Origin of the sequence: Dasania marina DSM 21967 (genome assembly GCF_000373485.1) — a bacterium.
Classification (GTDB): domain Bacteria; phylum Pseudomonadota; class Gammaproteobacteria; order Pseudomonadales; family Dasaniaceae; genus Dasania; species Dasania marina.
Map to the genome: position 1 here is coordinate 625,333 of NZ_KB891576.1, position 13,875 is coordinate 639,207.

Sequence of the window (13,875 nt, forward strand, 5' to 3'; positions counted from 1 at the left end):
GATGGCTAATCAAACAATAAACACACAACTAGAACTCATAACGTAAACCGCCAGATAGTATTTTCTGGCTATAATCGCCAATATCTTTAATCTCGCGAAAATTCAAATACACTTGAATACCACCACTAGCCGCTGAGCCAAAAGTCGTTTGCTGTGCGCCACGAATAACAGCCGCCACCCCAAAGCTATAAATTTTGTAATCTACCTCAACACTATTAGTGGGCAGCAAAAAATAAGCATCTGAAGTCAGCGTTTCCATTGCCCCTACATAGGCTGCCTCAATAAATCGCTGATCACTTTTATGCTGGGAATAATATTGCAAATCAACAAAGGGCATAAACACCCCATACTGTGTCGTTAAGGTATATTGCGTTTTTAACGATGCCACCGTTTCTAGCGAATCAATATTTTGCTTACTAACAACAAAATCAAAGCCATCATTATTGATATCTTTTTCTCTGTATTCATCAATGCTGACATCTTGATAATTAACACTAACAGAAGGCTCTATTGTTATCGTATCCGTCACAAAAAATGAATAACCTGCCGACATATTAGTTGTGAGGGTATGAGCATCATTACTACTTCTTGCCTCAGTGTTAGTACTTGTTGTATTAGGATTAAATGATGGATAGCGAATACTTCTGGTCGTGGTGAAATCACTATACTGGTAACCTATAGACGCACTATAAAACCAACTATCTGACTGATATAAAACAAAGGTAGAAAGAGACAATCCATCCATGGTGACGCCACCATCGACTATACTTTTTTCAGCATCGAAATCGACTTCTTCAGAAATGTAACCTAATAAACCACCCACCACCCAATGATCATCTAATCGATAATCGAGCCCGGCATTAAGTTCTGCGCCATCAAAATCAAAAGCATCCTCTCGCTCGCTACCTTCCTGATCGCCATAGGTATAACTGCCATTAATAAAGCCGCCTAAGCGAGACCATAGGTCAGATGTTTGATCACCGGCGTTAAGCCCGCTGCTATACTTTGATATTCTCGCCAATTCGCCGTTGCCATCAACGTCCACGCCGGCAATATTAAAACCCCTAGCACCACTACGTAGCGCTGTAATACGTGAAGCCAGGCCTGACAGCTGACCACTCACAAAGCTATCAACTAGGGATTCTTCACTGGCGAATTCTTCGCCAGCCGTCCAACGTAGTGCAAAACCTAAACCTTCTAGATTTGAATCTAAGCTAAACAGTGTTGGGCCGCTATTGGTTAATTCATTGGCGGTATGAACCAACTCTCTAACATTATTCCAAACCACAAAGGTTGCGCCACTACAGCTAGACGTAGCAGCTCTTTCCACATCATCGCAACCAGATGCTTTTAATTGATCATAAACTGCTTGATTGGAAATGGCTGAACGTTCTTCCAGCTCGCTTTGGTATTGACCCTGAAAGCTCAATAAGTCAGCATCCGCATTTTGCTGTAAGCCTAATGTACATGCAGTGACTAATAATAAGCGAAAGCCAGTGGATTTATTGTTTTTCATAATCGCGTCCTTTGCAACAAATGCAGTAATTTTAAATTTTAGATTTAGGCACAAAGAAGAAGTCACCGACCTCATGCCCAGCCCCTTTAATTGTTTTATACTCTGGCATTTGATTAAAATTAACTTTTTTAGCCATCTCTTCAACGGAGCCTCTAACCTTCAAAAACAATTGTGGCCCCGACATGATTTCATCATTACTTTTTAAGGCCGCTAAAAAAGCCTTGGTAAATACCGAATGACTACCGCCAACGCTATCTAACACGGGCTCATCACCACCCGACGCCAACAGCAGGCGTGAGCGTTTTGACGCCTTATATTTAATATACTCATTGGTATATTTGGCATCTTCACCCATCATCAAAAAACCTGGCGAACTAGACAGCAAGCCCGAATAACATGAGTCAGACACAACCAGCACACGCTTAGCGTTAAACCTAGCCAAGTGGCGTGTAACAAATTCATTAGCAACCCAAAAGGTATCCCTAGGTGGCGCTTCAGCATTAGTTGGCAGCCAATAACCCGATTCAATATCACCTGTTTTTAAACGTGCACCATGGCCCGCATAAAAAATCAGTAAATTATCATCCTCTGTTAACTGACTATTGATATTATTAATGGCCTCCATCACAGCCACGTCATCAGCATTAATGACTTTTTGAACTTGAAAGCCATACTGATCGGCTAGGACAGATGAAATAGCATTGATATCATTGATCGGGGTATCGAGGTTATTAATTTTGTCATAGTTTTGCACGCCAATGACCAAGGCATAATATTTACCAAAATTAATATCTAACGCTTTAACATCCTCACCCTTACTTTCGAAGCTAGCTTGCGCCACCATTTGCGTAGGCGTTCTAAGCTTTAAATTATCAGTTCGCTTCTGAACAATGATCTTTTTAGCTTTTACTTTTTTATTTTCCTGCTCAAGCTCGTAAACTAAACTTTTAAGATCTTCAACTTGTCTTTGTAACGCTTCATCATTCGATAAGCCAGCACTAGCATTTAGCGCAGAGAGCTGTTGATTCATAATATTGATTTGCAAATCTTTTTTACGAATGGATGCATTTAGCTCAGTTAAAGCAACCGAATTTTGCTTATCAACAGCAGACTGAAAGACTAAACCATCTTCAGGCAGGCCCCATGCCTGTCTATACCAGCCCAAAGCGGTAACTTTATCTTGCTCCACCCCTAAGCCTTGTTCATACAGCGTACCCAGATTAAATTGCGCCCGCTTATTACCTTGTTCAGCCGCCTTGGTGTACCAAATAATGGCCGCTTCATAATTAGGTGCAGCGCCTGTGCCTTTCTCAAAAATCTCACCTACGTTGACTTGCGCAGCTGCATCGCCGGCTTGCGCGGTTTCCATCCATACATTTAACGAGGTCTTATAATCAGCCCTATCGTAAGCAACATATTCACCGCCGCGAATCTGACACTCAGCTGCAGACAGTGTAGCTGGGCGTCTAGGCGTCATATAGGGGCGAGAGCCTAGCATTCTCATCTGCCCTGGCAGCAGGCAATCCACCACTTGCAGCTCAGCAATACGTTGCTCACGACTTTTAGCCGCATCTGCGACCATGCCTGTTGGCGCGGCAGCCATACAGCTCACCAAACTAAGCACCAGCACAGAAAATAACGCCATAGAAAAACACTTTCGTATAGTGAAAATAAAATTCAACACAGTAACAACCTTACTTTTAATTATTTAGTCCATTAACTCATTACGCGTTTAGCTGCCGCATAAGCACTCACAAAAACCTTTATTTTTCTTCTTTAAGTAAATCTTTATAATTATCATTATTAGCAATGAACTTATAATTGCCTATCTCAGTCAATTGCTTGATGAAAAAGTCATGCTGCTCACCGCTTGCTGACGCTAACAAACCGGCCTTAAACGCATCTAGAACAACATCAACTTTATCTTCAATATCATTATTACTAGGATGAACTTGATAAGCCCTATCCAGATAAACCAAGGCGCCATTATAATCTTTGAATTTCAGTGCAATATCAGCCTCTGCTAAATTCTTCAAAACCAAGGTTTGATCAGCTATAGGTAACTCTGAAAGCGGAATATCGTCATCTACCGCATCAATAATAAAAGCATTTGCCACTAATACGGTCAGTACAAAAAAAGCTGTTATTAATAATCTGCGCGGACCTTTTTCGGCCCACTGTAAGCTGGAAATAAACCGCGTAGCTGTTTGCGTGCGATTCTCACGCTCAACGGCCAAAGTTTTACCTAATAATTTTTTATACAGCAGCCCTAGAGATTTATCTAGCTGTGGCTTAAGCGCTTGCGCCTTAACCTCTAAGGCCGTTTCACCTTGATAGGGGTGAAAGCCACACAGTAGCTCGACGGCAATAATGCCCAAGGCATAAATATCATCCCTAGGGTCGGGCTGCTGCCCTTTAAACATTTCCAAGCTAGCATATTTAGGTGTTAGCGCGTTTAACTCACCAGCATCATAATTATCTTTATACAGTTCATTATTAAGCGCTCTCGCGATACCAAAATCTAAAACTTTAGTTTGACCGTTATTAGTGTAAAAAATGTTTCCTGGTTTTAAATCTGAATGGATAATACCTTTGGAATGTGCGTACTCTAAGGCTAACGCAATTTCGCGAATGATTTTCAACGCTGTTTTTCTATCTAAAACAACGTCGGTGTTACCCTTAAGAATCGCATCCAGTGGGTAGCCATCTAATTCTTCCATGGTCATAAAAATAGTATCGCCATCACGATCGAAATCGTAGACAGTAATAATATTAGGATGCGCTAGGGCTTGAGTTTTCTTCGCTTCGCGCTGTAAGGATTTAAAAGCGCTGGCGTGCTGCTGAAAAGCCCCTGTTAACAATTTTATCGCTATGTGCGGTTGTTCATCATCGGCTTCAACCTTACGTAAATCTAAAGCCTGGCAGACCATGCCCATACCACCCTGGCCAAGAACCTTTTGCACAATAAAACGATCTTTTATCGCATCGCCACCCATGGTAAAGGGTTTATGCAGGGTATTGGTTAATGGGTTACGCGTAATAGTGCCATCCACAGCGCTAGCTTTAGCGGGCTGCGGGGAGGGGGAAGACGGCGAGTTAACAACCGTTGCGTAGGGATCGTGACTAGTAACTACGGTGGCGTCAAAGTCCTCAATGATTACTGTGGGCTCAACGCCCTCTGGAATAACTTCGGTGGGCAGGGAATCATCTATTAATATAGCGGTAGCATCATCATCCGACTCAGGGCGAGGCTGATCTAAGCCAGCCTTTTTAGTATTTGTAGTCGGTTTATCTGTCATTAGTACGCAACCTCAGTCCCAAATCATGTGGTTAATTATATAGGCGCTGTTTGAAGGGCGCCATTATACTGTTTTTTTGCTGCCCATATCTGTAAAAAAGCCATCATAAAATGAGCATATACAGCACAGCAGCAGCTATCAAAAATCCTGCCCCAGCGAAAACCCAGGTCATTAATGCTGATTTTTTACCGGGCTCAGCTTCAGTTACAGTCGCTCTAGCAGCGGTGACTGCTTTATCAGCCTCACCGAGACTAAATTGAAATTCCACTTGCCCAAATCGAACCATATCACCTGATTTCAGGTAACTGGACAAACCTTTATTATCATTAACAAAGGTGCCATTGGATGACATCAGGTCTGTTAGCTTCCAACGCTTGGCTTCATGTATTAATTGGGCATGGTTAGTCGACACGCTGCCATCATCAATACACACATCACAATCGGCTGAGCGACCAATTTCCCACTTAGTGATTTTGTCACGGGTAGTAAACTTAAAGACTTTACCCTTCATATCCCCGTTTAGACAGATCAACACAGGCTCGTCATGTACAATATTCTCAGCAGTAATAGCGTCTTTATCTTCTTCGGCATGCTTCTTTAGCTCATCTAAAGACATCACTAATGTGCCATCCGCTGAAGGCGTATCATCTAACGCCCAGCTCTTAGGCGCCGCATAAGCTTGCGTATTAGACTCTACCAGCACTTCAGCATCACTCGATGCTGCAACAGTAGAATCCTCTTCATCAAGCCCCATCACTGTCACTCTGTAAGCAAAACTATCAAACTTTATAATATCGCCGTGCTTAGCGGTAACAGCCCCTACAGTTTTAACATCGTTGACAAAGGTACTATTGGTTGAGCCCAAGTCTTCGACCAACACCTCATTATTGTTAACGGTGAGCTGGGCGTGTTTTCTCGACAAACGCTCCTGCTCAATAACCACATCACAAGCCGCTCCACGACCAACGATGACTACAGCGGTTAATTCAATGGGATCTGCCCCATTTAAAGGCTTCAACAATATCGTTGGAGTAATCTCACTTGAAGTCATTAAAATTCACCTATCTTTATGCAGTTAAAATATATAATTTACGATCTTACTTTGCTAATAACTAACGTAGCGCTAACATAATCAACGCCATTATTGTTGCAGCCAACATACCGGCTAGCAGCGGTAATAAAACAGGCTTATTCGCCAGCCACACTTTACCCAATTTGGCCCCTAAAGCAGTGTTATTCACACACCGTCTTTGTTCGGGATCAATATCAATAACAATCACGCTAACATTATCCCTGCCACCATGATGTAAAGCTCGCTCTACTAAGGTATCGATAAGCTCTGGTGTATTTTGCTCTGAATTCAAGATAGTCTCAATCTCATCGTCAGCTAGCTCATCATTTAAACCATCACTACACAATAAGTAGCGATCACCAGACTTAAACTCACCCTCAACAGTATCGGGGCTTAATTCACCAACCCCCACAGCTTGAACAATAATATTGCGCTTAGGGTGTTCTCTGGCAGCCTCTTCTGTTAAGCCATTATCTTTTAGCAACTCAAGATAGGAATGATCGCGGGTTAACAGCTGTAACTTTTGCTTGCGCAAGCGATAGGCTCGGCTATCCCCCACCCACGCAACCGTATAACTATTACCAGTGTAGGACATAGCCACAACGGTGGACCCCATCCCCTTAGCATTAATATTGCTTTCTGCCGCCGCCTTTACATCCGCATGGGCTTTTTGTATAGACTCAACCAAGCCCTGCCCTATTTTTGCAGATGCTTTAATTGTTTTGAGGACGATAGCACTCGCCACCTCGCCGCAGGCATGACCACCCATACCATCAGCAACCACCCACAGTTTAGCATTAGCATCCGCTAAGATGGCGTCTTCGTTGTGATCCCTAACAACACCGGTATCGGTTTTAGCATCAAACTCTATCAGCGTCATAATACCTCTTATTTAAAAGCTTTCTTAATCTGATTCGCTAAGTTTTGAAATTTCAGCGGGCTAAACAGCGCCTCATTTTCTAGGCTACCGTACAGTAAATTGAGCTGTGTCTCTAACGCGGTACCTTGCTGTAAAGAGATCGTAATACTTTCAATGGCTAAGAAGGCCTGCTCGGCAGTGACAAAATCACGGTATTCACCCAGCGACGCCTGAGCTAACAAGTTATTTCTTACTGCCTTTAATTGTTGATCGGTGTATTGCTTAGCGACTAACTGGCCATCCAACTCCAGCACTAGCGCCTGCAATTTAATAATGGCAGCGTTAAGTGCAGGCCTATTAACTAATGAGGCTTTATGCAGGGCAATCAATGCGGCCTTCAAGGCTTTATGCTGCTCTGGCGCTATAACGTCGAGCAATGATAGCAGCATCATCGCACTGGCATCATTCAGCCGCACAGCCCCGGGAGGCATGCCCTTTTTAGCACTGGTTGGCTGCCAACGCGTATCACTCATAGCGTGGTGGCAGGCATGACAATCATAAAAAAACAGCTCAGGCACCACGGCCTCACTATTCACCAGCTTTTCTTGCATCAGATTTAAGCTAGATTTCAGCATTTCAACTTGGCCAACAACCCAAAGTTTAAACCCGCTAATATAGGGTTTACGGGTTTTATAATCAGCATCGACGGTAAAGTGCGCGGGCTGATTGGCGGAAAAAGTCTCTAACTCAAAGCTTAATCGTGGATGGCCAGCGCCCATGATTTCGTGGCTAGCCATTTTATTGCTAGTACCATAATGGCAGGAGATACACAGCTTAGCTCTGGCCACGCCATCTTCTGTTGGATACATATTTTTATCTAAGTTCTGCTGGTGCGTCACGCCCTCTTCGGTATGGCTTTCTATCCATTGTTGCGAGCCGCCATGGCAGGCCTCACAAGCTACACCGTCGTTAATTTGGAACTTAGGACCACGTTGCTCTTTCGCCACATTATCGGTATGGCAATCCAAGCATATCTTTGCTGTATGAGCACTAGGCAAACCTAGATTTTTAGCTATACGTTTTGATTCTGATGACAGTAATGTTTTGTAGGCTCTAGCATGCCGATCTTCGGTAGACCAAATGCGATACTCATTAAGCATCACGTTTTTATCTTCAACCGCTTTGCTTTTACCATGGCAAACACTACTGGCACAACTAGCCACCCCTAGATGCTGATCCTCATCATATTGCGGCAAGGCAACAGCCTGCACAGATATAAGGGCGAGTAAAATAACAGCGACCCTTGTGTTTAATAATGCCACGGTGTTGAAAAAAGCCACTGCACATTCACTCCTTTATTTTTGTTTTATACATCACTGCTATTACAGCGACGGTTGTTAATGTCTTAGCGCCTAATCTTCCACAAACCAAAGTTCGCCATTTTTATTTAAATACATTTTCTCCATTTCCATTTTATTCAAGGGCCGCGAGCCACGACGACCAAACACCGCAATTTGACCACCGGTTTCATCAACACCGCGATCACGCTCCAAGGGCCTAGATAAACTGAGCGCTGGCTTACCAGTTTGATAGTGAGCAATCAATTGCGGCTTAGGATCTGGACTAAAGCCATAAAACTTAGGTTGTGACTCAGGCGAGGTTAATTGCAACACTTTCAAACCGCCACTACCATCAGCCACATAGCCTATGAGTGAAGCGTTAGTGGTAGCCACCACAACATCCCGACTGTCTTTCAGAGCACCCTCGGCATTAAAGCGTTGATACTCAACCATGGCATCGGGTTGGGTAATATCGACAATCACTATACCTTCATCACCAGCAGCAACATAGGCGTAGGTTCTGGCCAAGTGCATTTTATACGCTTTATTAATGGCGATGGTATTGTTGGCAACCAACACAGGTTTAGCAACGTTAGTAATATCAATGGCTTTTAAACCTTCTACATCTGTCACCAGTAAATAGCGAAACTGTATCGCCGTTGCTTGTGCGCCCTGCATAGGCACTACAGCAACTAGCGTGGGTTGTAATGGCTTATCTATATCGACAATCACAACACCTTTATCGGCACTAATATAAAGATAGTGACCACCGATGGTGACATGCTTAGCGCCCTTTAATACATTGCCCTCGTTCCACGTTACCGCGCGGTTTAAAAAGTTATTTCTAGGCTCGCCATCGGCAAAGGTATTGATATCAACCAGTATCAAACCCTCTTCGGCATCGGTAATAACGGCGTAGTTATACATGGGATGAAAAGGCTGCTCCTGGTTATCAACTCGCATCAAATCGCCTTGGTTTTTTAGCGGGTTAATAGGCTGATTCGATGGCAGGGCTATACAGGTGGCGTTTTTAGCCTTTATATGAGCATCGTGGCCTAAGGGGCTATAGGGTGCAGTAATAATACGCTGCGATATACCTTTATTGGCGATGCCGGCTACATCATACACTTGCACACCGTCACTACCTTCGGCCACATACAAATACTCACCGCGTAATTGCAGACAACTGGCGGTACCCGCTGAGTGTTGATGCAACTTATCTAAGGTTTTATCTTTAGCTAGATGCTGCTGATAAAAGTCGGGGTAGGCATAACGATGTAAATAACTGCCTATCACCGCCTGCGGCTCCTGCCACTCGGTAACTTGCACGGCACTAATTTCACCGGCGCCGCCTAACCACGTATTGTAACCAGCAAAATTAATAAAGTTGGTACCCTGCATTAACAACTGCGCCATGATGGCGTTGTTATCGTTTTGTTTTGATACATGGCAATCGCTACAGGTTTTGGTTTCTGTTTTACGCACGGTATGAGCAAAGTGCGGGTTAAAGGCTTGCGAGCTATAACCACTGGCCGCGATAGGCGGCTGCTGCACATAGATTTTTTCACGGTTAGCGTTAGTCGACGACAACACTAGCGCCGAGGAGGAACGGGTGGGAGCAATTTTGCCGCCCTTGGCTGGGCCACGACGCCCCAGCATAAACACTTGATCTCTAGCCACTTGCGGGTTGTAGGTAGCATAGTTACGACTCTCACCACCTTCGTAGTGATGGCGCTCGGTTTTGGCATTGGCCTCTATAGGCAGGTGGCAACCGCCACAACTAGTGGTCCATGAGGTATGGCAGGCATAGCACTCCATATCATCATTAGAGTGGGCCAATTCTTTAGCGGGCACATCATTGCCCCAGTTTTGTTTTTCCGTATCGGTGCTCATTAATTTGGCACGGGCGGCTTTTTCGTTGTAGTTAGCATTGCCTTTAGTGACACTGTCTTTCACTAAACTCAATTGCCACTCTTTGTCGGGGTACAAGGCCGAGCGCTGGAATAATTTATCCCCTACCCATTCAAAACGGCGGCGACCGTCCGGTGTGCGCAATACTGATAAATCCGCACCACCCTCTAGTGCCGCTGGCCCCGAAGTATAAAGATTAGGATATTCTTTGGCGGTACCGTGGCAATCTTTACAATCGACTTCAACCGCTAAAGCGACTTCGCCGTAGAGATGACCGTTACCGTGGTTATCTTGGCCAAAGTGACAATCCACACAGTGCATGCCGACATCAACATGCACGGAGGACATGTGCACTGCTTTGTCGAATTTTTCTGGATCATCGTCAGCGACCTGTTCACCTTCGGCATCTAACAAATTACCTTTGCGATCGCGTTTAAAAACAGCGCGGAAGTTCCAGCCGTGACCATGGTAGTCAGCAAACTGGGTGTCGTTCATTTTATCGTTGTTATCCCACACATTTTTCAGGAAATCGAGATCTGCCCACTTACCTCGGGGCGCTGCACCTTCGGGGTTTCTGTCTAAGACTTTGCGCGTTTCGGCATGAGAAGGGTATTGTTGTTCTTCGGGCCACATCTGTGGCGCATCCGATTCATAATCCCACATGGTGTAACCCAAGAAGGTATTCATAAACATATTGGGCTGGTGCATATGGCAAATCATGCACTGGCTGGTGGGGATTGCGCGGGTAAAGGTATGCTCTAGCGGGTGGCCACTCTCCTCTTTGTTAATAGTCGTATCTTTGGTGATTGTTTTGCCGTCGTGGCCAAATTTGGCATAGGGCCCAGAGTGACGTGGGTCGCGATCATTGGCATAAACCACATGGCAGGAGGCGCAACCGGAGTTGCGGTAATCGCCGGGTTGATCATTGGTGCCTATAAACCAGGTGAGCGGGTCATTTAATCGCGTTTTAGTAATATTAATGATCGGCACGGAGATACGACCGCCAGTGCCTTCACCGCGGTTTGATTGTTTGAAGTCGGGGCGACCCGGTTCTTCCAAACGCTGTATTTGGCCTAAGTTACTGGGCAGGCCAGTTTCTGGAAATAAATTACTGATATTGCGGCCACCGCGTTCAAACACGCGAAAAACATCACCGGGTTTTACCGTTTCCCATGCCGGCAGCGGATATAAGGCCTCGATAACACCCTTGTCGGCCGCCGCTTGCTTTAAGTGATCAGGAATAACCGGACCTTTTAAAATGGTGCCCTTACCGGCGCGGTCATAAGTCTCACCTAAGATATAATTTTTATAAGGCAATATGCCGTTATTGTAAGAAGCGCCACCTAATAACATCGCACCTGTGCTGTGCAAGCTGCGCATTGATGCCTCGATGGTTTCCTGGTGGCAGCTGCCACAGGCTTCATTGACTATGCGGTAATCGGAGGGGTTAATAAAACGAATAAATTCCGGGCTTTCGTGGTTGAGCAAAGCGTAGGTACGTTCGGGGTTGCGACTGCTAGGCGTGGGCCATTTATCCGGTATGCGCGGCAGCACATGCGCCTCGCTCATCGCTGCTAAATAGGCCTCACTACCTTGCTCACTGCTCTCGGGCTTAAACACCGAGATATTACCACCATGGCAATCGGCACAGGCTAATTTAACACCGGGATTAGCGTGCATGGTTTTGCTGTCGGAGTCGGTATGGCAGCTGGTGCAGCTTTCATTTTTGGCATCAACCTCAAGCTGTGACTGGCTGGCTGGCGAATTAGGGGCGGTGCTATAATCGCGATCAACCGCATGGTACATGCCCGAGCTATAGGCTGCCGCTGACAGCAGCAACAAACCGCTTGCCCACGCTGCCTTCAGCAATGGCGATAAGGCCTTGGCGCTAAATGTTTTTACCGTTGCAGTTTTTGATACGAGCATTGCTATCACTATCCAGTTATCACGGCAGCCGTGATGTTAAAAAATAAAAACAAACCTAGTTACTGCTTAATACGCTAGCACTAGGTTAAACAAAAAATAATCTTGGCCATCATCTTCATACAAGTCGTCATAGCCTTCGCCGGGAATTAACCGTGCGTAAGAGCCTCTAAACACAATGTTTTGGGTCATAAAAGGCCTATAGGTTAACGACAGTGATACATCTAAGCCTATATCGTCCGCGATATCACTTTGGTTTCTCGCCACTTCTAACACCGCGGTATCGTCAAAATACAATTGATTGACGTTGCCACTCAAGCGTAACTCCGGTAACAAATCCATATCGAAACCGGCGCCGATTAAAATAATTCCAGGGTTGGTAAAGTTCGATTGCCCCAGCTCTTTAGACGAGCGCATGGAATTTAACACGCCATTGCGAGACGACAGTGAAACCCTACCGCCGCCAATTAACGGTACGGGCTGGCGTATCCAATAACTGGTATCGCTACCGGCAAATTGAGGATTTTCAAAAATAGCATCGAAACCAGTAGCCTTATCATCATAGGGGTCGTCATCACCGCTACCATAAAGAAACGATAAACGCGGCCTAAACCAATCAAAATCCATAGAGGCTTCGGCGGCAAAAAACACTGCCTCGACATCTACTTTTTGATCAACAAACACACCGGGGTCGTTTTCGCCAAAGGCATAATAGGCTGAGGTAGTTAAATTTAATCGTCCTATATGGCCATCACCGTTATAGCCTAGGTAGGTAACATCGTAACCGCGCGGTACCTCTCGGCCTAATGACGCAGGCCTGGCAATAAACTCATTGTTATCAAAAAAGAACTGCCCCTCTTCGCCATTCTTGTTATGCACAATAGTGAATTGCGACATAAAGCCTTTTATCAATAAATCCTGCCAGTAAAGGTTGGCGGCAAACACATAATCATCACGCAAGGCTTTACCATGGTCGTTTAAACCACTATTGGTGTCTTTCTCCATACGCTGAAACACAGCGAGGTTGTATTGAAAAATATTATTATCGCGGTTACCAAATAAGCGTATGCCTAGCTGATTATCTTGAAACAAAAAGCCTCTAAAGTCAGAGCTAAACGGTTGGATACCCACCCGTATACTATCAAAATCAAACTTATCGGACACGTTGCGCAAATGCACATCGGCAAAGGCGGCCTGTAAACCTATGTGACCATCGTAACGGGTATCACCATCCGCTGGGTCTACATTAATACCCTGCACCTCATCGAGATGCACCTCGTTATAATTGATCACGGGGATAATACGAAATTCGTAATCTGGGGGTCTAAAAACGGTATCGCCTTTATACCAAACAAATTCCAAGGCTAGGTTCTGATTGAGTAACCACTGATCGGCGGAGCCGTATACATCAATGTCGCCGCTGTTGTTGGATGAGCTAGCGCCTACCGGTGTGGGTAGTTGCCTAATTTCATACACTGAGTCAGAAATAATACCGAGGTTAAAAAACCAATCGTCGCCATAAACCGGCTTATCGCCTTTTAAAGTATTGCGATGATAGGGATCAAACCAATTATCCTCATAACCCAAGGCATCCACTATGCGCCAGCGATCGGGTAGCGGTACCGATGCGGTGTAATCTTTAATACCTGGCCTAGGTATAGGTGACACTGGATTTTTACGCCGCGTTTGCCTAGGGTCGGCTGCCACCGGCGCACGCTTGGAGCGCACATATTCTTGCTGCTGGGTGACTTGCTCCGGTTCGCCCTTCTCAGAATCACACAGCACCGCCTGTTGTTTACCCGGGCGACGACGCTTGGCGGCGCGCTCGCTGTTTTGCTGTTGCTGCATCTGCTCTTGGCTGATGCAATCGGTTTGTGCATGCAGCAAGGGGCTGGCGGTTAGCGATAACATCAACCAAGCCGGTGCAACAATAGGCGATAGCGTTTTTGTCATCG

General features: G+C 45.2%; 8 protein-coding genes. All 8 read right to left on the bottom strand.

From position 1 onward, the window contains the following. Positions 1-28: 28 nt before the first annotated feature. Complete coding sequence (locus tag B067_RS0107390; protein ID WP_019529441.1) at positions 29-1,516, bottom strand: autotransporter outer membrane beta-barrel domain-containing protein; 1,488 nt, start codon at positions 1,514-1,516, stop codon at positions 29-31. A 31-nt stretch (positions 1,517-1,547) separates the two neighbouring features. Continuing rightward, complete coding sequence (locus B067_RS0107395) at positions 1,548-3,161, bottom strand: caspase family protein (RefSeq protein WP_156820776.1); 1,614 nt, start codon at positions 3,159-3,161, stop codon at positions 1,548-1,550. 118 nt (positions 3,162-3,279) lie between these two features. Next, positions 3,280-4,815, bottom strand: coding sequence for a serine/threonine protein kinase (locus tag B067_RS21195; protein ID WP_019529444.1), 1,536 nt, complete (start codon positions 4,813-4,815; stop codon positions 3,280-3,282). Between the two features lie 103 nt (positions 4,816-4,918). Then, positions 4,919-5,866 (bottom strand): FHA domain-containing protein, encoded by a 948-nt coding sequence (locus B067_RS21200; protein ID WP_083921379.1) that lies wholly within the window; start codon positions 5,864-5,866, stop codon positions 4,919-4,921. A 61-nt stretch (positions 5,867-5,927) separates the two neighbouring features. Next, complete coding sequence (locus tag B067_RS19885; RefSeq protein ID WP_019529446.1) at positions 5,928-6,767, bottom strand: PP2C family protein-serine/threonine phosphatase; 840 nt, start codon at positions 6,765-6,767, stop codon at positions 5,928-5,930. Positions 6,768-6,775: 8 nt separating this feature from the next. Next, positions 6,776-8,086 (bottom strand): multiheme c-type cytochrome, encoded by a 1,311-nt coding sequence (locus B067_RS21205; protein ID WP_019529447.1) that lies wholly within the window; start codon positions 8,084-8,086, stop codon positions 6,776-6,778. A gap of 72 nt (positions 8,087-8,158) precedes the next feature. Continuing rightward, the gene (locus B067_RS0107425; protein ID WP_019529448.1) at positions 8,159-11,923 is read right to left on the bottom strand and encodes a hypothetical protein; all 3,765 of its coding nucleotides are present in this window, start codon (positions 11,921-11,923) and stop codon (positions 8,159-8,161) included. A 66-nt stretch (positions 11,924-11,989) separates the two neighbouring features. Further along, positions 11,990-13,873 carry a hypothetical protein gene (locus B067_RS0107430; protein WP_019529449.1) on the bottom strand — a complete coding sequence of 628 codons (1,884 nt, stop codon included), beginning with the start codon at positions 13,871-13,873 and terminating at the stop codon, positions 11,990-11,992. Positions 13,874-13,875 lie beyond the last annotated feature (2 nt).

Coding starts and splice junctions, on each gene's coding strand:
- B067_RS0107430 (WP_019529449.1), bottom strand. CDS start 13,873: ATGACAAAAACGCTATCGCCTATTGTTGCACCGGCTTGGTTGATGTTA.
- B067_RS21195 (WP_019529444.1), bottom strand. CDS start 4,815: ATGACAGATAAACCGACTACAAATACTAAAAAGGCTGGCTTAGATCAG.
- B067_RS0107395 (WP_156820776.1), bottom strand. CDS start 3,161: ATGGCGTTATTTTCTGTGCTGGTGCTTAGTTTGGTGAGCTGTATGGCT.
- B067_RS0107425 (WP_019529448.1), bottom strand. CDS start 11,923: ATGCTCGTATCAAAAACTGCAACGGTAAAAACATTTAGCGCCAAGGCC.
- B067_RS21200 (WP_083921379.1), bottom strand. CDS start 5,866: ATGACTTCAAGTGAGATTACTCCAACGATATTGTTGAAGCCTTTAAAT.
- B067_RS19885 (WP_019529446.1), bottom strand. CDS start 6,767: ATGACGCTGATAGAGTTTGATGCTAAAACCGATACCGGTGTTGTTAGG.
- B067_RS0107390 (WP_019529441.1), bottom strand. CDS start 1,516: ATGAAAAACAATAAATCCACTGGCTTTCGCTTATTATTAGTCACTGCA.